Here is a 22,765-nt window from a genome sequence, read left to right on the forward strand (position 1 = left end):
GTTGCCGGGCTTGCGTTATCGCGCCCGGCTTCGTAAGCTACACCGTCCAGTCATGGGGACGGCTCGCTCGTGAACGTGCAACGCACCCGATGGTCGAGAGTCAGAAAGACGCTGCGCGTGACCGTGCTGGTCATCGTCGTGTTCCTGCTGGGCGCGCTGGGGTTGAGGCTTTACAACATCCAGCAAGGCCCTCCGCTCGCCGTCTGGCACACCTATGTGCCAGACGAGCTCGATGCCGACGCGCTCGATGACAGCACCTGGCAAGACTATATTCAGCGCGAAAACAAGATCTTCGACGAGGTCCGCCGCAACGTCACGGACCAGCTCGAGGATGAAGACCAGGTGGACAGCAACCGCTATTTCAGCGGTGCCACGGTCTTTCCCGCGCGTTTCGCCCACGATTGGAATCGATCCTACATCCTGGAACCCGCCGGCCCACCCGCCGGCGTCGTGGTCCTGCTGCACGGGCTGACGGATTCCCCTTACAGCCTGCGCCACATCGCCGCGCACTACCGCGACCTGGGCTTCGTGGCGATCGGCATACGCCTGCCCGCCCACGGCACGGTGCCGGCGGCGCTGACGGACTCCACCTGGGAAGACTGGGTCGCCGCGACGCGACTGGCGGTGCGCGAGGCACGCCGGCGCGTGCCGGCCCCGAAACCGCTGCATATCGTGGGCTTCTCCAATGGAGGCGCACTGGCCCTGATGTACGCCCTGGAGGCCCTGGACAATCCGAAACTGGCTCGGCCGGACCAACTGGTTTTGATCTCGCCGATGATAGGCATCACGCGTTTCGCGCGATTCGCGGGGCTGGCCGGCTTGCCAGCCGTGCTGCCGGCCTTCGCCAAGGCCGCCTGGTTGAGCATCGTCCCGGAATTCAATCCTTTCAAGTACAACTCTTTCCCGGTCTATGCCGCGCGCCAGTCCTACGAATTGACGCAGGTTTTGCAGGACAAGATCGTCAAGCGGCAGCGGCAGGGGACGTTGGCGCAGCTGCCGCCCGTCCTGACTTTTCATTCGGTGCTGGATTTCACGGTCAGCACGCGCGCGGTGCTCAATGCGCTGTATGCGCGCCTGCCCGCCAACGGCAGCGAGCTGGTGCTGTTCGACCTGAATCGCGCCACCAAGCTGGGGCCCCTGATGCGACGCGGCGTGGAGTGGTACATGTCCGGCACCTTGCCGAACGAGCAGCACAACTATCGCCTGACCATCGTCACCAATGCCTCAGCCAGCTCCAACGACATGGTGGAGCGGATCAGCGAAGCGGGCACGACCACCACGTCGGACCGGCCCATCAACATCGCTTATCCCAATGAAATCTATTCCCTGTCCCACGTAGCCCTGCCATTCCCGACTACGGACACGCTTTACGGCCAGCATCCGGACAATATCGAGGAATACGGCATCAGCCTGGGCGCCATCGCTATCCGGGGTGAGGTAGGCGTCTTGATCACAGGCACGGAATCGCTGTCGCGGCTGACGTCGAATCCTTTCTACCCCTATCTGCTCAAACGCATCGACGGCGTGATTCCCCGATGACAGCGGAACACGCCGCGCCGGACACGGAGGAAGCCGCGGTGCAGCCGCCCGTGCGGCCCGCGGGCGTCGGCCTGGCGCTGGGCCTGATCGCCGTTCTGCTGTCGCTGGGCCTGCTCTATCTGGCCAGCTCGGTGTTCGTGCCCTTGGCGTTCGCCTTGTTCATCCTGGCCTTGGTGGCGCCCTTGCGGCGTGTGTTGCGGGCCAGAGTCGGCAGCGCGCTGGCGTCGACGTTGACCTTGCTGATCACCTTGAGCGTGGTGATCCTGTTCCTCTATCTCGCTGCCTGGGGCTTCAACCTGGTCGCCCAATGGACCATGGGCAATGCCGCGCGGCTCCAGCGCCTGTTCACCGTCGAAGTCGCGTCGCTGCATCCGCAACTGTCGCTGGTGCAGGACATGTTCCTGGACAACTTCAACGTTTATTGGCTGGTGCGCGCCATTCAGGAAGTGCTGGTACGCGTCAACAGCCTGGCGGGCCAGGTATTCCTGGCCATCCTGTTTCTTACGCTGGGTATCTTCGAGATGGACGAGGCCCCGGACCGCTTGCGCCGAATGGTGCCTGGTGCCGACCATTGGCTGGTCGTCGCGGCGGACGTTGGCCGCAAGCTGCGGCGCTATATGTGGATACGCACCATCGCCAGCATCCTGACCGGGGTCACGGTGTGGCTGTTCGCCATGTATGCCGGTCTGGAACTGGCCACGGCTTGGGGCGGCCTGGCGTTCCTGCTGAACTACATTCCCTTCCTGGGGCCGCTGCTGGCCACCTTGTTTCCCACATTTTTCGCTTTCGTGCAGTTCGAATCGCTGCAGACCACGGTGTTCATTTTCCTGATCCTGAATGTTATCCAGATCGCCTATGGCTGCTATCTGGAGCCCAGGCTCGCGGGCAACGCGTTCTCGCTCTCGCCGCTGATGGTCATGGTCGCGGTGTTCTTCTGGGGGCTGGTCTGGGGGATACCCGGGACCTTCATCGGCGTGCCCATCCTGATCGTCGCCACGTCCGTCTGGTCGTCCAGCCAGCGCCGCCGGGGCAACGTGTACTTGCAGGGCAGTGCCGGCAAGGATTCCTTGCCAAAGCCCCCGGGATAGGAGTATTAATGTTGTCCGCGGCGTTGCTAGTCGCGATCACCAGCCGCGCACAGCCCGCGCCCTGGTGCTGCTGGTCGAGGAAGTTTCCTGTAGTACCCATGCGCGTGTCCGCCCAGGACATGTGTGATCTTCAGGAGGAACTTCGATGAACAGGTTAGCTCTTGCGTTGTCCGTCTGTGTCCTGGCCGGCTGCGCCTCCCCATCGGGAAATCGGTCGGATAGCGCGCAGTACGGCACGCCGCCCAGCGATGAAGACCTGCATCAGTACATGTCATCCTTGCGTGACACCTTGCCGCCCACCCGCTATGTCACCTTCCGGGACTACGGCTATGACGTCTCGGTCAAGCGGGCCGCCTTCACGGATCAGGACGGCCAGCCCATGACAGGTTGGGAATACGACTTCGACGTGGCGGCCTACGACGCGCCGGACACCAAACCCGCAACGCAATATCAGCCATACCGGGCCATTTTCTTCAATGGCCGGCCGATAGGCATGCTCGACGCAAACGGCAGGTTCAGCCGCAACGCGCCCCAGGACCAGGTGCCCGTGCCGCCGTCACCGCCGGCCGGCATGCCGCGTTGAAGCGATAGTCGTTCCGCGTTCGCAGTCAACCTCCGAAGGAGGCACTATGTACCCACGATCCCACGCGCGCGGCATCCGCCTTGGCGCCTTCATCGCGCTAGCCGGGCTGGCGCTGCTCCTGGCGGCCTGCGCGAATCCCAATGCTTCGTCGCGCGTCTACACCTTCGAACAGACCCAGCGCGCCCAGACCGTGGTGCTGGGCCATGTGACCGCCGTTCGACCTATCACCATCCAGACCTCGGGTACGTCGGGGCTGGGCATGGTCGCAGGCGGCGCCTTGGGCGCGGTGGCCGGCAATGCCATCGGCGGCGGGTCCGGGCGGCGCATCACGACCGTGGGCGGCGCGGTCGGTGGCGCGATGGCGGGCAATGCCGTCGAGAATGCCCGCGGGCGCACGCAGGGCCTGGAGATCACCGTCCAACTGGACAACGGCGAGACGCGGGTGATCGCGCAGCAAGCCGATGTCCCGGTCGGCGTCGGTCAACGCGTGCAGATCGTCACGCAGGGCGGCGCCAGCCGGGTCGCGCCTATCTGACCCGCATGCCGGGCCCCGTGCCCGGGCAAGGAGGAGCGCGCCATGGCCTCATCCACGCAGAACCGCCTGAGCGGAGGCGCTTATGCGTGCCTGTGCGCCAAATCGCAGGCGGCCTACGCCAACCGGCGCATCGGCGCCGACCTGTCACGGCGGGGCTTCGTCGCCGGCGTCGGTAGCGCCATGCTCGCGTCCCTGTTCCCGGGGCTGGCATGGGCTGCGTCACCCGAGCGTGAACAAGGGCCTGTCATCTTCAGCAACCTGAAGCTGTATGACGGCAAGGCGGCTCAACTGCGGGACGGCATGTTCCTGGTGGTGGAAGGCACGACGATCGCGCAGGTGGGGGAAGGGCAGCCGCCGACGCGCGAGCGTGCGCGAGTCATCGATTGCGGCGGCAGGGTGGTGATGCCCGGACTGATAGACATGCACTGGCACGCCTTGCTTGCCGCCTTGCCCATCCAGACCATCCTGCAGGCGGAGATGGCCTTCGTACACATCGCCGCGGCCACCGAGGCGCGCAACACCTTGCTGCGGGGGTTCACCACCATTCGGGATGCAGGCGGGCCGTCATTCGCGCTGAAGCAGGCCATCGACGGGGGCCTGGTCGCCGGCCCGCGCATCTATCCGTCCGGCGCCATGATCACCACCACCGGCGGCCACGGCGACTTTCGCCAGTTGTTCGACCTGCCGCGCACCAGCAGCCGCGTCAGCCAGACGGAGCAGGACGGCGGCAGCGCCATTGCCGACAGCGAGGACGAGGTGCGCCTGCGCGTGCGCGAGCAATTCCTGCAGGGTGCGTCGCAAGTGAAGCTCGTGGGTTGCGGAGGCGTGTCTTCGCCACGCAGTCCACTCGATATGTTGACCTTCACCGAGCCGCAATTGCGCGCCGGCGTGGAGACCGCACGCGATTGGGGATCCTACGTGCTGCTCCACGCCTATACGCCTGGGGCTATCCAGCGCGGGCTCGCCGCGGGTGTTCAGTGCGTCGAACATGGGCACCTGATGGACGATGCCAGCGCGGCGAAGATGGCCAGCAGCGGCACCTGGCTCAGCACCCAACCCTTCATGGACGAAAACGACGTCGGGCCGTTGACCGGCCCCGGACGTCTGCGCTTCCTGGAGGTGGCGGCAGGCACGGCCAAGACCTATGAGTTGGCGGCCAAACATGGGATCAAGACGGCCTTCGGTACCGACCTGATATTTTCCGCGACGCTGGCGCAGCGGCAGGGCCTGATGCTGACCCATTTGCGCCATTGGTATTCGAACGTGGAGGTCCTGCGCATGGCCACGTCGGGCAACGCCCAGCTGCTGGCGCTGGCGGGGCAGCGCAATCCCTATCCGGCGCAACTGGGTGTCCTGGCACAGGGCGCGTATGCCGATCTGCTGGTGGTCGACGGTAATCCGCTCGACGACCTGATGGTGCTGGCGGAGCCCGAGAAAAACCTGCGGCTGATCATGAAAGATGGCCAGGTGCACAAGGACACCTTGTCCTTGCCTACCTAGCTTGTGGGACGTGTGGCCGCCATGACCCGGCAAATAGTGAGACTTAGACGTGCTTGTAGAAAAACGTCGTCGCGCACAAACCGCCATGCGGCTTCAGTGCAAAATCCGGGATGACGCCGGCGCGCTGCCAGCCGGCTCTTTCGTACAAGCGTTCGGCGTCGCTGCCGGTCTCCGTGTCCAGCACCAGCAATGTCTTACCCGCCTCCGCGGCGATCTGATCCACCGCTTCCATCAATTGGCGTCCCACACCTTGACGCCTGTAATCCCGGTGCACCAGCAACTTGGACACGTCGGCCCGATGCGGCTGATTGGGCGGCTGGCCCACGACCACCTGGACCGTGCCCGCGATGCGTTCAGCCTGGTCACGCGCCACCAGCAATACGCGCTCGCCGCGCGCCACGCCGGCGGCCACGCCCCGCCAGAACTCCAGGGCGTCCTGCTTGTCCATGGGGGACATGAAGCTGACCGACGCGCCGCCCTCGACGCAGTCGACAAGCACATCGGCCAGTCCGTCCGCCATGGCCCCGGCCGCGCCGGCATCCACCACACCTACCGTTATCCGATTGATCATGGCCCATCATCACATTGGTTGATCGTGTCGGCGACTATACGGCATTGCGCGTCAGGCGGTGGTCTGCTGGTCCAGTCGGCTCCGCAATACATAGGGCAGGATGCCGCCATGGTGAAAATAAGCGGCTTCGATCGCGGAATCGATGCGCGCTCGTAACGTCACGGTCTGCGTCGTGCCGTCTTTGCGGTGTATCACCAGATCCACGGACTGGCGCGGCTGGATCGCCGCCAGGTCACCTGGCAGATCGAAGGACTCGTCGCCCGTCAGGCCCAGACTCTGGGCGTCCTGGCCATTCAGGAATTCCAGGGGGAGGATCCCCATACCCACCAGATTGCTTCGATGGATACGTTCGAAGCTTTTTGCGATCACGGCACGAATGCCCAGCAGGCGCGGGCCCTTTGCTGCCCAATCGCGACTGGACCCATTGCCATATTCCTCGCCGGCAAAGACGATCATCGGAATGCCTTGCTCGGCATACCACGTGGCGGCCGCGAAGATGCTCATGGGTGCGCCGTCCGGTTGGTGCAGCGTGCGGCTGCCCACCTCCGGGACCATCAGGTTGCGTACCCTGACGTTGGCAAAGGTGCTGCGCACCATCACGTCATCGTGGGCCCGCCGCGAGATGTAGCTATTGAAATCCGCGGGCGCCACGCCCAGGGAGATCAGGTACTGGCCCGATTCGGATTCGGCGGGAATGCTGCCACCCGGGTTGATGTGGTCGGTGGTGACGGAATCGCCCAGGATGGCGAGCGCCCGTGCGCCGCTTATGGCCGACTGGGCCGGTATATCGCGGGTGACCCCATCGAAGAAGGGCGGGCGCTTGAGATAGGTCGAACCCTGCTGCCAGGTGAACAAATCTCCCGCCGGCGCATCCAGGGCCGACCAGAGCGGGTTTTCCGGCGGCGCGGCGTACACGCGCAGCACGTTGTTCGGATCGACGGCGTACGGCAGCACCTCGGCCATTTCAGCGTCGGTCGGCCAGATGTCGGCCAGGTACACCGGCGCACCATCCGCTCCCACGCCCAAGGCATCGGCGGCCGGGTCGAAGGCGGTGGTGCCCGCGATGGCGAAAGCCACGACCAAAGGCGGGCTCATCAGGTAATTGGCTTTGATGGCCTGATGGATCCGGGCCTCGAAATTCCGGTTGCCTGACAGCACCGCGGCGACGGTAAGGTCGCGGCGCTTGATTTCGTCGGCGATGGTCGGCGCCAGGGGACCGGAATTCCCCATGCAGGTGGCGCATCCGTAACCCGCCACCTGAAATCCCAGATTGTCCAAGGCAGTGTCGAGTCCTGCTGCTTTCAAATACTCGGTGACCGCGCGCGAGCCTGGCGTGAACGACGTTTTCACGTGCGACGCGGCGTGCAAGCCCTTGCGGACGGCGTTCCTGGCGAGTACGCCCGCCGCGAGGATCGAGCGGTAGTTCGACGTGTTCGTACAGGACGTGATCGCGGCAAGGACGACGTCGCCATCGCGCAAGGACGTCTCGGATGATGGGACATCGACAGCGGCCGCCGCGGTTTTTGCCTGCAACAGCTGGCGCACCGAGTCCTTCAAGTCCGCCAGGGCAATACGGTCTTGCGGGCGGGATGGCCCGGCGACGCTGGGCTCGACAGCGGCCAGGTCGATGCGCAGGGTGTCGCTGTAGTCGATACTGCCGGCAGCGGGAACGCCGAACATGCCTTGTGCGCGGAAATAGCCCTCCAGCGCGGCCAGTTCCTGCTCCTTGCGGCCGACGGAGCGCAGATAGTCCAGTGTCCGTTCATCCACGGGGAACAGCGCCAGGGTCGCGCCGTACTCCGGCGCCATATTGGCGATGGTGGTGCGATCCACCGCCGCCAGGGCCGTGACACCCGCACCGAAGAATTCGACAAATTTGCCGACCACCTTCCTGGCCCGCAAGGCCTGCACCACCGTCAGCACGATGTCGGTGGCCAGGATGCCGGGACGCGGCGTGCCGACCAACTCCACGCCGACGACGTCGGGCGCCACGACATAGATGGGTTGCCCCAGCATCGCGGCCTCGGCCTCGATGCCGCCGACACCCCAGCCCACCACACCGATGCCGTTGATCATGGGCGTGTGGCTGTCCGTGCCTACCAGGGTGTCGAAGTAGGCGATGCCATCCTTCTGATGTACCCCACGCGCCAGTAATTCCAGATTGATCTGGTGGATGATGCCGGTGCCGGGCGGAAAGATGCGGAAGGCGCTGAAGGCATTTGCCGCCCACTTCAGGAACGAATATCGCTCCGCGTTGCGCTCGTACTCGACCGCCATGTTGTGCGCCAGCGCGTCGCTGGAGCCGGCGTGTTCCACGGATATCGAATGGTCGACGATCAGGTCGACGGGAACCAGGGGTTCGATGGCGGCGGGGTCCATGCCAGCGTCAGCGGCGGCTTCCCGCATGGCGGCCAGGTCGGCCAGCAAGGGCACGCCGGATGAGTCCGGTGCCACGATGCGGGACACGACAAATGGGATCTCGCTATCGCGCGTGCCCTTGGGATGCCAGGCGGCCAGTTCGCGCAGATGACTTTCCTGCACGCTGGTGCCGTCGAGATTGCGCAGCACCGACTCCAGGATGATACGGATGGAATGGGGCAGACGGGAAATGGCGCCGTATCCCAACTCTTCCAGCACGCTCAAGGAATAGAAGCGCGCGGGAGGCTGGCCTTCGATGGGCAGGGCACGCAAGGTGTCCGCGGCTTGAAATGTCATGATCGTCCTTGGAGTCGTCAGGGGAATGGAATTCACGTCAGGGGATCTACCTTTTGAGATTCACGTCTGGGGATCTCCCTGCAGGAATCCAAGTCTAGGCTTTGGCTTTAGGCGCGTCTAATATATTGAGATTGCACTCCCAATACTTAAAACGTATGGACCTGCGTCACCTTCGATATTTCATTGCCGTCGCCGAGGAACTGCACTTCACGCGGGCCGCCCAACGCATAGGCATCGCTCAGCCGCCGCTGACCGCGCAGATCAAGGCCCTGGAACAGGAACTGGGTGTCCAGCTGTTCGACCGCCAACCTGGACGGGTGACGTTGACGCGGCCGGGGCAGGTTTATCTGGAAGAGGCCCGCGCCATCCTGGAGCATGTCCGTCGCGCGGCGATCAAGTGCCAGGTGAGCGCCCAGGGCGTGAGCGGGCGCCTGAGCGTCGGTTTCACGGAGTCGGCCTCGTTCAGAAGCGAGGTGACGGATGCCTTGCAACGCTACCGGGGGCTGTATCCGCGCGTGGAAATCACGCTGGAAGAGAACCGCACGGGGATCTTGATGGAGTCTTTGCGGCAGGGGAATCTGGATGCCGCGTTCGTGCGGCTGCCCATAGGCGATGACAGCGACGTTCATTTCACCCTGATCGCGACCGAGCCCATGGTCTTGGTGGTGCCTAAGGGGCATGCGCTGGACAGCCGGCGGTCGGTGCGGCTGGAGGAACTGCGGGATCAGCCTTTCATCCTTTATCCCAGGGCCAGCGGTTCGGGCCTGCCGGAGATGGTCAAGTCCGCTTGCGAAGCGCGGGGTTTCACGCCGCAAGTGGTGCAGCACACGCCGCAGGTGTCATCGACGATCAACCTGGTCGCCAGCGGATTGGGCATCTCCATCGTCCCATCCTGCATGCGCCGAAGCCGGTCGGACGATGTTCGGTACATTCCCTTGCGGGGGGCGGATCTGGTGGCCAGCCTGGGGCTGGCGTATCGGAAGGGTGTAGCGCCTCCGGTCCTGCAGAATCTGGTCGATCTGGTGCTGAGCGGCGTGCAGGGACGCTGATCAGTCCCGACGCCAGCGGCGGCGAGCACGCTGCTTATCCTAAGCGGGGACTATAGGGGGCGGAGCCCCCTACGAGCAAACCCGCCGACGCAGCCGGCGAAGCTGCCGCCCCGGCAGTACACCCTGCACACACCATTGTCATCGTGTATACAAAATCATATACTTGTGCGAACTTAACGCACCCGCATACAGACGATGGGCACCGACACCCCCCCCGACGCCGGCCGCGCGCGCGTATTCGCCGCAGTCAACGAGCATCTGAAATCCATGCGAGAGGGGATCAAGGAGCCCGTCCGCATCGGCGAGGAAGCACTGGCCGAGCAGCTTGGCGTCAGCCGCACACCCGTCCGTGAAGCGCTGATCCGCCTTGAAGGCATGGGCATGGTGAATCTGCGACCGGGCAGGGGAGCGCTGCTCATGCCCGTCACGGATGCCGAATACCTGGAGTGGCTACAGATCCGCGAGCATCTGGAGGGACTGGCCACCCGCGAAGCCGCGCTCAATGCGTCCGGCCGCGACGTGGGGCAGCTGCGCGCCATCTTCGCGCCTTTCCTGCCGATGCGAAACGCGGCGGCCAAGCCTGGAAACAAGAAGTCGACCGAAACATACCCAGACGAAGACGACGAAGCCTACAACCTGGCCAACGTCGCCTTCCACAAGGAGATCATGCGCCTGTCCGGCAACGGCCTGCTGGTGCGTATCTGGGAGTCGTTCGGCCACCGGCAGACCAGCGCGCGGCGCCAGGTCATCGCTCGCCTGCACCGGCGCGAACAGTCATTGAACGATCATCACGCCATCATCGACGCCATACATCAACGCGATCCCGATGCCGCGGAAAGGCTGGCGCGCGCCCACGTGCGCGCGATCCTCGATGCGGTGAAGCAGTCCCTCGCCCCCTCCCACTCATCCTCCTGAGTCCTACGCACATGAAATTCCTGTCTTTCACCGACGCACGCCAGCAAGGCCAAGGTCCGCAACTGGGCATCGCCCTGGAAAACGGCAAGGTATTCAACGTCACGGCCGCCGTGCGTGCGCTGCCCGCCGGCGAAGCAGCGAACTTGCCGCAGTCGCTGGACGCCTTGATCGACGCGGATGCCACGCCGCTGGCGCAACTGGCGCAACTGGCACAGAAGCCCGGCCACGAAGCCCATGTGGTGGAGCAGGACCAGGTGCGCTACCTGCCGCCCCTGCAGCCGCGCCGCAACGTCTTCTGCGTGGGCAGGAACTATCGCGAGCACATCATCGAAGGCAATATCGCCAAAGGGATCGCACCCAACACCTTCCCGGAAGCCATCGAGTTCTTCACCAAGCCGTCGACGGCGGTGGTCGGCCATGGCTGGGACGTCAATCGCCACGCGGCGCTGACCAACAGCCTGGATTACGAAGTGGAACTGGCCATCGTCATCGGCAAGCGCGGCGTCAACATCTCCGAGGCCGACGCGCTGGATCACGTATTCGGCTACACCGTGGTCAACGACGTCACCGCGCGTGACCTGCAACGCCGCCATGGCCAATGGTTCAAGGGCAAGGGCCTGGACACCACGTGCCCCATCGGGCCGGTCATCGTGCACAAGTCGGCCTTCGGCGATCCCAATGCCAAGCGGCTCGAACTGGAAGTCAATGGCGAGCTGCGCCAGTCCGCCAGCACGGATGAAATGATTTTCAGTGTGCAAGCGGTCATCGCGCAGCTATCGGCTGGCCTGACGCTGCTGCCGGGCGACATTATTTCCACGGGCACGCCCAAGGGCGTCGGCTACGCCGCCATTCCGCCGCGTTGCCTGAACGTTGGCGACGTCGTCAAGGCACGCGTGGAAGGGATAGGCGAACTGATCAACCAGATCGTGGAATAAGACCCTACGGCCACCCTGGGCCGCCTGAAGGCCGCCCAAGGTTCTGGTAGCGGATATCAGGCAGTCAGCAGCGGGGCGTTACGGACATAATCGTCCACATCGTCCTGCCAGGACTCATCATCCGCATCGTCGCCGTAGCCATAGCCCTGCTGGTCCATCGCTTTAGGGCCGTCCGACAGCCTGAACAAGCCCACGGCCTGCAGCAGGGTGCCGGCTTCGGCTTCCAAGGTGGTGGACGCGCCCGCGGCCGCGGTGACCAGGGCCGCATTGTCGCGGGTCAAGGCACCGATCTCGGCGACGGCGCCGTTGACTTCCTCGATGCCGGCACGCTGCGCCTGGTTGGCGGCACCCATTTCCGCCACGATGGTGGAAACCCGTTCGACGCTGGCGACGATGTCGCCCATCACGGCGGCGGCGTCGTCGGCCTTGCGGGCGCCGTCATCGGTCTTGTCGAGCGATGCCGTGATCAGTCCGCGTATGTCCTTGGCGGCGGTCGCGCTGCGCTGGGCCAGGGCGCGCACTTCGGCGGCGACGACCGCGAAGCCACGGCCGCTTTCGCCCGCCCGCGCCGCCTCTACGGCCGCGTTCAAGGCAAGAATGTTCGTCTGGAACGCGATGCTGTCGATCAGGCCGGTGATTTCGGAAATCCGCTGCGCTTCCTGACGGATCTCCCCCATGACTCCCGCCATCTCGGTGACGGCCTGGCTGCCGGAGCCAGCCACGTCGCGCGCCGCCACGGCCAATTCGGCCGCCTTGTCCGCATTGGTGGCGTTGTGGTGGACGTTCTCGGCCAGTGCGCGCATGGACTGGGCCGTTCGCTCCAGCGTGGCCTCTTGATTGCGCGTGCGATCTTCCAGCTGCGCATAGCCCTGCTGCAGGGTGTTCGAGTTGGCGGAGATCACCAGCGCGCTGTCCCGCACGTGTCGCATGGTTCGATGGACCGCGTCCATCGTGGTCTTGAAGGCGCCCGCCAGGCGGCTGTTCATCGCCAGGGCACCGAAGCGCAGGTCGAAACGACCCGACTCATGTCCCAGATGTGCGCTTAGACGCGCCAGTTCTTCCGCGGTCATCGCGTCTTTTTCCATGCGCCAGGCCAGCCAGCCGAGCGCCGACGCCTGCACCACCACGTAGGTGGCGTGCAACAACAGGATGCCCAGGCTGGGATTGGTAAAACAAGAAATGTCGTAGCCCCATTGCTGCAAATAATGGAACGACACATGGTGCAAGGCAATGACCACGGCCGCGCACAAAATGGGACGCCAATCGCGGTAGGCCAGCAGCAGAGACAGCAGGACGAAGACGCCGAAGTGCATTTCCGTCATGCCGCTGGTCAGGTGGACCTGCAGGGCGGCGAAGACCATCAGCGCCGTGGCGACGGACAAGCGGGTGATCAGGCGGGCGGGCGCCCACAGGATCAGGAGGGAAGGGAGGAGAGCGGCGGGAATGCCCACCGCGAGGGCGGAGGTCCAACGCCCGTACTGCGGCGCCAGGAACAGCGTCACTACCAATAGTGCCCATAGCAGCGGCAGCATGGCGCGATCGACGCGGCGGTAAGAGGTTTCGAGCAGAAAGGCAGGGGAATGCACGACAAATCGTCCTCGAGGGAATCGCGTCGGAGCGCGCAAGCTGCGATTGAACCCAATTTAAATCATTTTGTGAAGACTTATTCCAAAAAATATCTATCGCGCCGTCTTCGCCGGGATTCCCGCAGGGCGATGTAGATCCCGCTGCCAGCGATGATCAGTGCGCCCAGGTAGGCGATCGCCTGGGGTTGCTCGTCCCAGATCATCCAGCCTAGCAGGGTCGCCCAGATCAGGCCTGTGTAGTCGAAGGGGGCGACCACGGACGCGGGGCCGATGCGGAACCCCTGCGTGATCAAGGTCAGGCCCAGCGTGGAGCACAACGCCACGCCGGCGAAATAGGGTGCGTGTTCCCAGCTCGGCGCGATCCAGAAGAAGGGAGCGACCAGGCTGGTCCAGACGCACTGCGCCGCGACGATGTAGAACATGGTCGTCAACATGCTCTCGCCGCCACCAATGGCGCGGGCCGTGGTCATCATCACGGCATACAGAAGCGCGGTGACCAGGGGCCATAGCGCGGCAGCGTCGAAACTCGATGAGCCCGGCCGCACGATGATCAACACGCCGGCGAAGCCCGCGGCGACGGCCAGCCAGCGCGCCCGGTCGACCTTTTCCTTGAGTATCAGTACCGACAGAGTGGTGACGAACAGCGGCGCCGCGAAGGCGATGGCGGTGTTCTCGGCCAGCGGCAGGTGCTGCAACCCGATATAAAAGCAACTGGCCGATACCATGTTGAGCGCGCCGCGCAGCAGGTGGATCAGGGGAAACTGCGTGCGCAGGCTGCGCCGTCCGCCCAACGTTACGACCACGGCCAGCACCACCGGCAGCGCGATCACCGCGCGCAGGAACAAGATCTGGATGGGCGCGTAAAACTGGCCCAGCCATTTAGCCTGGGCGTCGCTGACGGTCAGACAGAAGATGCCGCCGATGACGCAGGCGATGCCGGCGAGCGGCGACGGGTGGCGTGCTGAAACAGTCATTTCTTATAAGGCAGACCGCTATCCGCAAGGCAGTTGCGGGTGCGGCGCCAGTCTCCTGCATTTTTATTTTGACTGAACGATGTGACTGAAGACGCTCAGCCGTCCCTGCCGAAACCACCCGCGGCCCAGTCCGATGCACGCTGCACGCTCAATTTGTAGTTGGGAGGCACGCGTATCTCGGCCAGTTTGTCGCCCGACTCGTCGTAGGCGCTGAGCACGGCATACGGCTCGTCTTCATCCGGGACGATGTCCAGCTTGACGGTCACCCGCCCTTCGGCGGCATCGATCCTGAGGCTCTTGTGCAAGGTCGCGTGCAATTGCTGCTCGTGGCGTCGCAAGACTTCATTGGCGGTCTTCACCAAGGTATGAAACGCCGGCGGGTCGAGCGGCTTCGGGTTCTTCTTGTCGCGTCCCATGGTCCAGGGCCCGACCAGGGCAGGTTCGGCCTGGCCGTCCTGCGTCATCTCAACGGCCCAACCGTCGTCGTCCTCATTCTTGATGATGCGCGCCGTCCAGCCGTCATCCCGCCACAAGCGGGCTTCCTGAATCCTGGTGTCCTGCGTGGCATCCTCGTCCGGGATCTCGATGTCATTCACTGCTTCATTACTCCTGGAGTTCTTGGTCCGCAGACAGGCCGGGATGATAGCGCACCGGGTGCTTACCCGCCCGCCACACCCAGGCTCCATAGCCGCAACGCCAGATGGATCTCCAGCACGCGGTGAGTATCGTTCCAGCTGGCGCCCAGCATCTGGCCGACGCTGGCCAGCCGCTGGCGCATGGTATTCACATGGATGCCCAGGTCCGCGGCCGTCACCGAGGCATTCTGGCGCTTGTCCAGGTAAGCGAGCAGGGTGGCCGCCAGTTCCGTACCTCGCTTGCGGTCATGCTCGATCAAGGGCCCGATGGTGGCATCCAGGAATTGGGCCAGGCTTGCACCGTCCTGGCTCTCGAACAGGATGGAGTACATCGCCATCTCGTTCTGCGCCACGATGCGGCCGCCCATGCCCAGGCGACGCACCACGGGCAGGGCGCGCCGGAGCGCGGCATATAGCCCCGGCAGCTCGGTCGCGTTGTGCGCGGGACGGGACAGCAGGCCGGAATAGCCCCCGCCGGCGTGGCGCCGAGTGTGCTCGTCGACCGCGACGCGCAGGGCGACGGCCTGCGCCGCGCCGCTGACCAGGGTCAACACGCCATCGACTTCATCCATCACCACCCCGGGCAGGGTCAGGGCGGCGCGCAGTCGGCGCGCCATGAAGCCGTCCTCGGGCTGATCGAACTCCACCAGCAGCAGCACCAGGGGCCGCGCCAGGTCGAGCCCGAAGCGTTCGGCACGGTCCCGCGCCAGCGCGGCTTCCCCTTGGCGCGGTGACACCAGCGATTGCAGCAATTCGGCCACCGCCCGGTTCTTGCTGGCTTCCATGCGCTCCTGCGACAGCAGCAAGGTGCCGATGACGCTGCTGCCGCGCTCGAAGGTCCGCACGAAACTGTCGCGCATATCTTCCTGGCGGAACAGCAGCACGGCGCCCAGCACACCGTCGCCGCCGATGACGGCGATCGCGCGGCACAACTCGCCGTCGGTCTCATAGGCGATGGTCGAGCGCCCGGCCTGCCGGCTTTCGCGCAGGGCATTCGTCAGCGCGGCGCTGTGCGGGCCATACGGTTCGTAGCGGCCCGCTGCCTTGCCCTGATAGCCCGGCGCTTCGGCGCGGCTGATCACCTGCTGCGTCTGGTCCAGGACCAGGATGCTGCCATCCAGCAACTGCGCGATCGAAAGGCACAACTCGTTCAGGGACGCACCCCGCGCCAGCAGCGACGTCAAGCGCTCGTGGGCCTCCACGGCGGCCTGGACATCCTGGGCATGGCGCTCCAGCTCCGCGCGGGCATGGTCGGCGCGCTCAACCGCGGCCTGGGCGTCGGCGAAGGCCTTGGCGTTGTTGATGGCGACCGCGGCGTGGGTCGCCAAGGTGCACAGGATGGAGACGTTGAGGGCGGTATGGGTGCGGTGGTAGCGGTCGGCCACGAAGAGCAGTCCGATCACCGCGTCGTTCCAGATCAAGGGCGCACCCACCAATGCGCCTACCCCTTCGTCGCGAAAGATGTCGTCCAGGTCGGCATCGTGGGCGAAACGATTGTCATGCAGGTAATCCGGCGTGGAGAAAGGCATGCGGGTCGACATGACGATGCCTGCCACGCCCAGGTTGCGGCGCGCCGTCATCTTGCCGGTGCGCGCGGCGATGGCGCCATCGGCCACCACCACCTTGAATTCCCCCAGATCGGCGTCGTAGATGGTGAGCCAGCACAGGTGTGCCCGCAGCAGGTCGCGCGCACGCGTGACGATGGCTTTCAACAATTCCGCCAGGTCCAGCCGCGCCGACAGATCCTGCGCCGACTCGATGACGGCCAACATGCCGCGCTCACGCTGCTCATGCTGGTCGAGCCGATGCCGCAGCGCCATGGCCATGCGGGCGAGTTCGATCAGGCCTTGCTTGCGCGTCATACCCGCGGGCAGAGCCTCCAGCGTGGCAAGACGGTCCGCGAATTCCTGTGCGGGCGCGTTGCCGTTGAGCAGGGCAAGCAGGTCCGCGGTCAGCGCTTCCACCTGCCGCTCGCTGGCGGGGCTGGTGGGGCCGTTTGGGCCGTCCGTGGACGGGCCGACGACTGGGGGCATGGCGGTCATGAGGGGCGGGGTAAAGGGCAGGGACGGCCGAAAAGCAGTCGTGCTGACCGACCACCGCTCGGCGCAATTCCGGGATCAAAGTGCAAACATCATATCAACAGCGCGTCCCATATGTGGGAATTGCACATGGTCGCTCACGGCCATTCGCCTGACACTGCTACTACAAGATCCAGGAGACAGCAAGTGAACATGAGTGTGGTCGATCTGTTGCGTCCGACGCGGGGCCTGCGGGTATTGGTCAGCGCGGGTGCGTCCGGCATAGGCGCGGCGCTGGCCCGTGCCTTCCACGAAGCGGGCGCCCGCGTTCATGTGTGCGATATCGACCGGGGGGCGCTGGACCGCCTGTCGGCCGCCATCCCTGAAATCACCACCAGCGTCGCCGACGCCTCGGTTGCCCGTGACGTCGATGCCGTGTTCGACGATGTCCGCGGCACCCTGGGCGGGCTGGACGTGCTGGTCAACAACGTCGGTATCGCCGGTCCGACGGGACCGGTGGAGGACATCGCGCGGGCTGACTGGGACAGGACGGTGGCCGTCAACCTGAACAGCCATTTCTACTTCGCCAGCCGCGCGGTGCCGCTGCTCAAGGCGTCCAGCCAGGATCCCTGCCTGATCGCCATGAGCTCCGTCGCCGGCCGACTGGGCTACGCCCTGCGCACACCCTACGCTTCCACCAAGTGGGCCATCGTCGGCATGGTCAAGTCGCTGGCCGTCGAGCTGGGACCACAGGGCGTGCGGGTCAACGCCATTCTTCCCGGCACGGTCGAGGGCGAGCGCATGAACGGTGTCATCGGCGCCCGCGCCGCCGCCGCCGGCGTGCCGGCCGCTGCCATGCGCGAGGAGTACCTGCGCAAGATATCCCTGCGCCGCATGGTCACGGCCGAAGACATCGCCGCCATGGCCTTGTTCCTGTGCTCCCCGGCGGCGCGCAACATCACCGGCCAGGCGATCAGCGTGGACGGCAACATGGAATACCTCTGAATCAGAGGCTGATTGTCCCGGGGGCGGGCCGACCCGCCCACCGATCTCACGAAAAAAACACGAGGAGACAGACATGAATAAACGCCGCTTTATGGCCGTCGCGGCCACGGCCGCCAGTGCCGCCACCGCCATGCTGACCGGGAACGCCGCCACCGCGGCGCCCGTCAAGATCGGTCTGGTCGAGACGTTGTCCGGCCCGCAGGCCTCCACCGGCCAGGCCTACCGCGCCGCGGTGCGCTACACCATCGACCAGGTCAACGCGGCGGGTGGCTGGAACGGCGAGCCCGTGCAACTGCTGGAATACGACAACCAGGGCGGACCGGCCGGCGCGGCCGACAAGCTGAAGGCCGCCGCGGCGGACGGCGTCAGCATCGTCGTGCAGGGCGCATCGTCGGCCATCGGCGGGCAAATCACGGAGGACGTGCGCAAGTACAACCTGCGTAACCCCGGCAAGGAGATGGTCTACATCAATATGGGTGCTGAAGCCCTGGAGCTGACTGGCGAAAAATGCAGCTTCTACCATTTCCGTTTTGCCGGAAATGCCCAGGTCCGCACCAAGGCCCTGATCGAGGGCATGAAAAAGGCCAATGCCCTGGGCACCAAGGTCTACGCCATCAACCAGAATTACTCCTGGGGCCAGGATATGGAGCAGGCCACCGTCGATTTCCAGAAGGAGGGCGGCTACACCGTCGTGGAAAAGACGCTGCACGACGTCAACAAGATCCAGGACTTCGCGCCCTACGTCGCCAAGATCGCCGCGTCCGGCGCGGAAACGGTGATCACCGGCAACTGGTCGAACGACCTGCTCTTGCTGATGAAGGCTTCCAAGGCAGCAGGGCTGAAGGCGCACTACGGCACGGTCTACCTGGACCAGCCCGGCAATATCGCCAATGCCGGCGACCTGGCGCTGGGTAACTTCGTGGCGCATACCTTCAATGCCGAAGCCAACGGCCCGGACGGCGCGCGCTTCGTGGAAGACTACAAGGCCAAGACCGGCCACGTCCCCGTCTTCGTCGAGCCCCAGACCGTCTACGGCATGCAGATGGTGGTCGAGGCGCTGAAGCACACGCCGGCCAAGAACGGCGCGTTGAATGTGAACGAATTCGCCAAGGTGCTGGAAACCACCAAAATCCCGACCCCCATGGGGCCCATGAGCATGCGGGCGGCCGACCACCAGGCGCAACTGCCCATCGTGGTGTCGACGGTGTCGCGCGATGCCGCGATCAAGGTGGACGGCACCGATATGGGCTTCAAGCCCGTGCTGTTGCTGTCCGCGGAGCAGGCGTCCACGCCGGTGCAATCGACCTGCAAGATGAAGCGGCCCGGCTGACGCCAGCCCCCGGACGTCATGGAACAACTTCTGTTTTCCCTGCTGAACGGCAGCATCTACGGATTGCTGCTGTTCATGGTCTCCGCGGGCCTGACCCTCATCTTCGGCATGATGGGGGTGCTCAACTTCGCCCATGCGTCGTTCTACATGCTGGGCGCCTACTTCGCCTACACCTTGCAGGGCCGGATCGGTTTCTGGCCGGCCGTGGTGCTTGCGCCGGTCCTGGTGGGGCTGGTCGGCGTGGTGGTGGAACGATACTTCCTCCGCCGCGTGCACAAGCACGGGCACGCGCATGAACTGCTGGTCACGTTCGGCCTGTCTTTCATCATCGCCGAACTGATCAAGCTGTTCTACGGCAATTATCCGGTCGACTACCACGTGCCGCCCGCGCTGGATTTTCCCGCGTTCAGCATCGGCAGCACGCAGTACGCGGCTTATCGCCTGATCATGGGGGGCATCGCGCTTGCCATGTTCATCGGCATCTATCTGGTGCTGACCCGCACGCGCATCGGCATCGTCGTGCGATCCGCCATCCATCGTCCCAATATGGCGGAAGCCCTGGGGCACAACGTGCCGCTGGTCTTCATGGGCGTGTTCGGCGCCGGCGCGGCACTGGCCGGACTGGCGGGCGCGGTCGCCGGCGCTTTCTATACGACCAATCCCAATATGGCGCTGGAGCTGGGCGTGATGGTGTTCGTCGTCGTGGTGGTCGGCGGCCTGGGTTCCTTGCCCGGCGCGATGCTGGCGTCCTTGCTGATCGGCATCACCACGTCCCTGGCGGTGGGCGTGGACCGCAGCCTGGCTGACATCTTCGACATGGTCGGCGCCGGCGACTGGGCACGCGGCGTAGGCGGACTGCTGACGCTCAAGGTGAGCAGCCTGGCCGCCACGCTGCCTTTCGCCCTGATGTTGCTGGTCTTGCTGGTCCGCCCGGGCGGGCTGCTGGGCGAGAAGGAGTGATGCCTTGAGGAAATCCCTGTTGTTGTGTTGCGCCGGTGTGCTGCTGCTGGCCGCATTGCCTTATCTGCTTACGCAAGGCCTCTTGAACGCGGCCATCCAGATGTTGATCGCGGCGCTGTTCGCTTCCGCCTATAACTTGCTGTGCGGCCAGGCGGGCATGTTGTCTTTCGGCCATGCGGCGTACTTCGGGGTCGGCGCTTTCGCCACGGTCCATGCGATGAATGCGCTGGGCGGGGAAGGATTGGTGCCCACGCCCTTGATGCCCCTGGCCGGCGCGGTGGGCGGCCTGATCTTCGGCGGCATCGCCGGCTGGTTCGCCACCAAGCGCAGCGGCACGTATTTCGCGATGATCACGCTGGCCATCGCGGAACTGGTGCACTCGCTGGCGCCCCATCTGAAGGGGATATTCGGGGGCGAGGTGGGCGTGTCCACCATGCGTATGCCGGCGTGGGGATTCGATTTCGGATCCATCACCCAGGTCTACTACCTGACCCTGGCCTGGGTGCTGCTGGCCCTGGTCCTCCTTTACCTGTATACCCGCACGGCGCTGGGCCGGCTGACGGTGGGCCTGCGTGAGAACAGCCACCGGCTGCGCTTCCTTGGCTACAACGTGCATGGCCTGAGTACGGCCGTGTTCGCCATCTCCGCGATGTTCTCCGGCATGGCGGGCGGGTTGCAGGTCATCTCCAACGAGTCCGCCAACTATGTGCTGTTCGATCCCGCGTTGTCGGCGGCGGCCGTGCTCAACACCTATATCGGCGGCGTTCAGGTCTTCCTGGGGCCGGCGCTGGGCGCCGCGTTGATGACCTTCTTCGGCTATGCCGTGTCTGATCTCACTCAGTCATGGCTGCTCTATCAAGGCATCGCCTTCGTACTGGTCATGATGTTCATGCCGACCGGCTTGAGCGGCCTGGTCGAACTGGCCGGACGACTGCGCCAGCGCCACGGCTGGGCCCACATGCTGGGCACCTGCTCGCTGGCCGTCGTGGGCGCCGTACTGATCGCCGGGGGCGGGGCGTTCCTGGTGGAGATGCTGCAGCGCCTGTTTTCACAAGATTATCGTTCCCTGGTGCAGCTCAGCGCGGGCAAGCCCTGGCCGGACGTGCCCCTGTTCGGCCACGTGTGGCAGCCGCAGGCGCTTCTGACCTGGATCGTACCCCTGGCCGTGCTGGCCGGCGGCGGCCTGTCCGTGTGGACCGCACGGCTGCGCCTCCAGCGGTTGCAGGCTGAAGCCCCCGCGTCGTTGGACAGCGCGGCACGCGTCGGCGCCGCCGAGGAGGAGTTGGCATGAGTGCTTCCATTCTTACCCTGGCCGGCCTGCGCAAATCGTTCGGCGCGACGGAGATCATTCGTGGTGTGGATCTGGAGATCCGCGCCGGCGAGCGGCACGCGGTGATCGGCCCCAATGGCGCCGGCAAGTCCACGCTGTTCCATCTGGTATCCGGCCAGCTCGCGCCTTCCGCCGGCGCCATCCGCTTCGAGGACCGCGAGATAGGCGGACGGTCGCCGCAGGCGATCAACCGTCTGGGCCTGACCCGGTCGTTCCAGATCACCAACATCTTTCCCAAGCTCACGACCTTCGAGAACGTGCGGCTCGCCGTCATGCGCAAGCATGGCGTGCAGTACGCATTCTGGAAATTCATCGAACGCGACCGTCGTATCCGCGAGGAAACCGAGCGCTTGCTGGAGCTGGTGCGCCTGGCGCCGCGGGCGCGCACCAGCGCCGGTGAGATGGCCTATTCGGAACAACGGTCGCTGGAGATCGCGATGACGCTGGCGTCCGATCCGCGCCTTATCCTGCTGGATGAACCCATGGCGGGGATGTCGCACGAAGAGACCGCGTATACCGCGCAGCTGATCCGCGAGACCACGGCCGGCCGCACCCTGATGATCGTGGAGCACGACATGGATGTGGTCTTCGCGTTGAGCGATCGCGTCAGCGTGCTGGTCTACGGGCAGGTGATCGCCACGGGTACGCCGGAAGAAATCCGCGCTGATCCCGCGGTACGCGAGGCCTATCTTGGCGACGAGGTGACCGCATGAACGCCACGGATTCAAGCTTGCTGAACGTCGAGGGCCTGCATGCCCACTATGGCAAGAGCCATGTGCTGCATGGGGTCGACCTGCGCGTCGGAACGGACGAAGTCGTCAGCCTGGTCGGGCGTAACGGCTCGGGAAGGTCGACGACCATGAAGACCATCATGGGCCTGGTCACGCCAAGCGCCGGACATGTCCGCCTGCGCGGACGCGAACTGGCAGGCGCGCGACCCTATGCCATCTGCCGCGCCGGCCTGGGCTACGTGCCGGAAGCGCGGGAAGTATTTGCCAATCTGACTGTCGATGAAAACCTGCGCATGGGCGAGCAGCCGCCCGTGCAAGGGGCTTATCGCTGGACAGTGGAGCAGATGTTCGACTATTTCCCCCGCCTGAAAGAACGCCGCGACACCAAGGCGGGCAGTCTGTCAGGCGGAGAGCAGCAGATGCTCACCATGTGCCGGTCCCTGCTTGGCAATCCCCTGGTGATCCTGATCGATGAGCCGACCGAAGGCCTGGCGCCCAGGATCGTCACGCAGGTGGGAGATTGCATTCAGGACATGCGCCGCAAAGGGGTATCGGTGCTGTTGGTGGAGCAGAAGCTGACCATCGCGCTGAAAGTGTCCACGCGGGTGTGCGTGATGGGACATGGCCGCATCGTCTTCGAGGGTCATCCCGATGAATTAAGCGCCAACGAGGCCCTGGTTTCCCAATGGTTGGCCGTGTGAAGGCCGCCTGGCGCGAACGGCCGTCGTTGGGCGGCGCGGCTCTGTCATTTCCTGGACGATCATTC

Annotated in this window: 20 protein-coding genes; 14 read left to right on the forward strand and 6 right to left on the reverse strand. The window is 64.9% G+C overall.

The genetic code is table 11. The annotated features are described in order from the left end of the window. Positions 1-69: 69 nt before the first annotated feature. From ASB57_RS07435 to ASB57_RS07455, 5 genes are all read left to right on the forward strand, one after another. The gene (locus ASB57_RS07435) at positions 70-1,539 is read left to right on the forward strand and encodes a carboxylesterase (RefSeq protein WP_231755362.1); all 1,470 of its coding nucleotides are present in this window, start codon (positions 70-72) and stop codon (positions 1,537-1,539) included. Beyond that, the gene (locus tag ASB57_RS07440; protein WP_082621431.1) at positions 1,536-2,627 is read left to right on the forward strand and encodes an AI-2E family transporter; all 1,092 of its coding nucleotides are present in this window, start codon (positions 1,536-1,538) and stop codon (positions 2,625-2,627) included. Before ASB57_RS07435 ends, ASB57_RS07440 begins: the two co-directional genes overlap by 4 nt. Positions 2,628-2,772: 145 nt before the next feature. After that, the gene (locus tag ASB57_RS07445; RefSeq protein ID WP_156414082.1) at positions 2,773-3,210 is read left to right on the forward strand and encodes a hypothetical protein; all 438 of its coding nucleotides are present in this window, start codon (positions 2,773-2,775) and stop codon (positions 3,208-3,210) included. A gap of 46 nt (positions 3,211-3,256) precedes the next feature. Beyond that, a complete protein-coding gene (locus ASB57_RS07450) occupies positions 3,257-3,745 on the forward strand; it encodes a glycine zipper 2TM domain-containing protein (RefSeq protein ID WP_057651654.1) in 489 nt (162 codons plus the stop codon). A gap of 42 nt (positions 3,746-3,787) precedes the next feature. Further along, positions 3,788-5,245 carry an amidohydrolase family protein gene (locus ASB57_RS07455; protein ID WP_231755363.1) on the forward strand — a complete coding sequence of 486 codons (1,458 nt, stop codon included), beginning with the start codon at positions 3,788-3,790 and terminating at the stop codon, positions 5,243-5,245. A gap of 43 nt (positions 5,246-5,288) precedes the next feature. On the opposite strand, the gene ASB57_RS07460 is transcribed toward ASB57_RS07455, so the two are convergent. Continuing rightward, complete coding sequence (locus ASB57_RS07460; RefSeq protein WP_057651655.1) at positions 5,289-5,816, reverse strand: N-acetyltransferase; 528 nt, start codon at positions 5,814-5,816, stop codon at positions 5,289-5,291. Positions 5,817-5,867: 51 nt separating this feature from the next. Then, positions 5,868-8,531: an aconitate hydratase AcnA gene (gene acnA, locus ASB57_RS07465; protein WP_057651656.1), complete on the reverse strand. Its 2,664-nt coding sequence runs from the start codon at positions 8,529-8,531 to the stop codon at positions 5,868-5,870. A 155-nt stretch (positions 8,532-8,686) separates the two neighbouring features. Between acnA and ASB57_RS07470 the strand changes: the two genes are divergently transcribed. The 3 genes from ASB57_RS07470 (at position 8,687) to ASB57_RS07480 (ending at position 11,430) form a co-directional block, all read left to right on the forward strand. Then, positions 8,687-9,580: a LysR family transcriptional regulator gene (locus tag ASB57_RS07470; RefSeq protein ID WP_057651657.1), complete on the forward strand. Its 894-nt coding sequence runs from the start codon at positions 8,687-8,689 to the stop codon at positions 9,578-9,580. 195 nt (positions 9,581-9,775) lie between these two features. Continuing rightward, positions 9,776-10,495 (forward strand): GntR family transcriptional regulator, encoded by a 720-nt coding sequence (locus ASB57_RS07475; RefSeq protein WP_057651658.1) that lies wholly within the window; start codon positions 9,776-9,778, stop codon positions 10,493-10,495. 11 nt (positions 10,496-10,506) lie between these two features. After that, a complete protein-coding gene (locus tag ASB57_RS07480; RefSeq protein WP_057651659.1) occupies positions 10,507-11,430 on the forward strand; it encodes a fumarylacetoacetate hydrolase family protein in 924 nt (307 codons plus the stop codon). A 56-nt stretch (positions 11,431-11,486) separates the two neighbouring features. Here the strand turns inward: ASB57_RS07480 and ASB57_RS07485 are convergent, their stop codons facing one another. The 4 genes from ASB57_RS07485 to ASB57_RS07500 form a co-directional block, all read right to left on the reverse strand. Further along, positions 11,487-13,016, reverse strand: a complete 1,530-nt coding sequence (locus tag ASB57_RS07485; protein WP_057651660.1) for a methyl-accepting chemotaxis protein — start codon at positions 13,014-13,016, stop codon at positions 11,487-11,489. Positions 13,017-13,093: 77 nt separating this feature from the next. Beyond that, on the reverse strand, positions 13,094-13,990 hold the full coding sequence (locus tag ASB57_RS07490; protein ID WP_057651661.1) for a DMT family transporter: 897 nt from the start codon (positions 13,988-13,990) through the stop codon (positions 13,094-13,096). A 95-nt stretch (positions 13,991-14,085) separates the two neighbouring features. Then, positions 14,086-14,586 (reverse strand): hypothetical protein, encoded by a 501-nt coding sequence (locus tag ASB57_RS07495; RefSeq protein WP_057651662.1) that lies wholly within the window; start codon positions 14,584-14,586, stop codon positions 14,086-14,088. A 62-nt stretch (positions 14,587-14,648) separates the two neighbouring features. Next, a complete protein-coding gene (locus ASB57_RS07500; RefSeq protein ID WP_057655995.1) occupies positions 14,649-16,658 on the reverse strand; it encodes a helix-turn-helix domain-containing protein in 2,010 nt (669 codons plus the stop codon). 198 nt (positions 16,659-16,856) lie between these two features. Between ASB57_RS07500 and ASB57_RS07505 the strand changes: the two genes are divergently transcribed. The 6 genes from ASB57_RS07505 to ASB57_RS07530 all read left to right on the forward strand — a co-directional run bounded on the left by ASB57_RS07505 (position 16,857) and on the right by ASB57_RS07530 (position 22,700). Then, on the forward strand, positions 16,857-17,648 hold the full coding sequence (locus tag ASB57_RS07505; protein ID WP_057655996.1) for an SDR family oxidoreductase: 792 nt from the start codon (positions 16,857-16,859) through the stop codon (positions 17,646-17,648). Positions 17,649-17,721: 73 nt separating this feature from the next. Continuing rightward, entirely contained in the window at positions 17,722-18,978 is a 1,257-nt protein-coding gene (locus ASB57_RS07510) for a branched-chain amino acid ABC transporter substrate-binding protein (RefSeq protein ID WP_156414083.1), read from the forward strand. 18 nt (positions 18,979-18,996) lie between these two features. Continuing rightward, a complete protein-coding gene (locus tag ASB57_RS07515) occupies positions 18,997-19,938 on the forward strand; it encodes a branched-chain amino acid ABC transporter permease (protein WP_057651663.1) in 942 nt (313 codons plus the stop codon). A gap of 4 nt (positions 19,939-19,942) precedes the next feature. Further along, entirely contained in the window at positions 19,943-21,229 is a 1,287-nt protein-coding gene (locus tag ASB57_RS07520; protein WP_057651664.1) for a branched-chain amino acid ABC transporter permease, read from the forward strand. Beyond that, positions 21,226-21,981, forward strand: a complete 756-nt coding sequence (locus ASB57_RS07525) for an ABC transporter ATP-binding protein (RefSeq protein WP_057651665.1) — start codon at positions 21,226-21,228, stop codon at positions 21,979-21,981. Before ASB57_RS07520 ends, ASB57_RS07525 begins: the two co-directional genes overlap by 4 nt. Continuing rightward, positions 21,978-22,700, forward strand: coding sequence for an ABC transporter ATP-binding protein (locus ASB57_RS07530; RefSeq protein ID WP_057651666.1), 723 nt, complete (start codon positions 21,978-21,980; stop codon positions 22,698-22,700). Before ASB57_RS07525 ends, ASB57_RS07530 begins: the two co-directional genes overlap by 4 nt. Positions 22,701-22,765 lie beyond the last annotated feature (65 nt).

This window comes from Bordetella sp. N, from assembly GCF_001433395.1.
Taxonomy (GTDB): domain Bacteria; phylum Pseudomonadota; class Gammaproteobacteria; order Burkholderiales; family Burkholderiaceae_B; genus Bordetella_C.

Excerpts from the sequence above, each read along its gene's own strand:
- ASB57_RS07440 (WP_082621431.1), top strand. The coding sequence starts at position 1,536 with ATGACAGCGGAACACGCCGCGCCGGACACGGAGGAAGCCGCGGTGCAG.
- ASB57_RS07445 (WP_156414082.1), top strand. The coding sequence starts at position 2,773 with ATGAACAGGTTAGCTCTTGCGTTGTCCGTCTGTGTCCTGGCCGGCTGC.
- ASB57_RS07450 (WP_057651654.1), top strand. The coding sequence starts at position 3,257 with ATGTACCCACGATCCCACGCGCGCGGCATCCGCCTTGGCGCCTTCATC.
- ASB57_RS07455 (WP_231755363.1), top strand. The coding sequence starts at position 3,788 with ATGGCCTCATCCACGCAGAACCGCCTGAGCGGAGGCGCTTATGCGTGC.
- ASB57_RS07460 (WP_057651655.1), bottom strand. The coding sequence starts at position 5,816 with ATGATCAATCGGATAACGGTAGGTGTGGTGGATGCCGGCGCGGCCGGG.
- acnA (WP_057651656.1), bottom strand. The coding sequence starts at position 8,531 with ATGACATTTCAAGCCGCGGACACCTTGCGTGCCCTGCCCATCGAAGGC.
- ASB57_RS07470 (WP_057651657.1), top strand. The coding sequence starts at position 8,687 with ATGGACCTGCGTCACCTTCGATATTTCATTGCCGTCGCCGAGGAACTG.
- ASB57_RS07475 (WP_057651658.1), top strand. The coding sequence starts at position 9,776 with ATGGGCACCGACACCCCCCCCGACGCCGGCCGCGCGCGCGTATTCGCC.
- ASB57_RS07480 (WP_057651659.1), top strand. The coding sequence starts at position 10,507 with ATGAAATTCCTGTCTTTCACCGACGCACGCCAGCAAGGCCAAGGTCCG.
- ASB57_RS07490 (WP_057651661.1), bottom strand. The coding sequence starts at position 13,990 with ATGACTGTTTCAGCACGCCACCCGTCGCCGCTCGCCGGCATCGCCTGC.
- ASB57_RS07500 (WP_057655995.1), bottom strand. The coding sequence starts at position 16,658 with ATGCCCCCAGTCGTCGGCCCGTCCACGGACGGCCCAAACGGCCCCACC.
- ASB57_RS07505 (WP_057655996.1), top strand. The coding sequence starts at position 16,857 with ATGAGTGTGGTCGATCTGTTGCGTCCGACGCGGGGCCTGCGGGTATTG.
- ASB57_RS07510 (WP_156414083.1), top strand. The coding sequence starts at position 17,722 with ATGAATAAACGCCGCTTTATGGCCGTCGCGGCCACGGCCGCCAGTGCC.
- ASB57_RS07515 (WP_057651663.1), top strand. The coding sequence starts at position 18,997 with ATGGAACAACTTCTGTTTTCCCTGCTGAACGGCAGCATCTACGGATTG.
- ASB57_RS07525 (WP_057651665.1), top strand. The coding sequence starts at position 21,226 with ATGAGTGCTTCCATTCTTACCCTGGCCGGCCTGCGCAAATCGTTCGGC.
- ASB57_RS07530 (WP_057651666.1), top strand. The coding sequence starts at position 21,978 with ATGAACGCCACGGATTCAAGCTTGCTGAACGTCGAGGGCCTGCATGCC.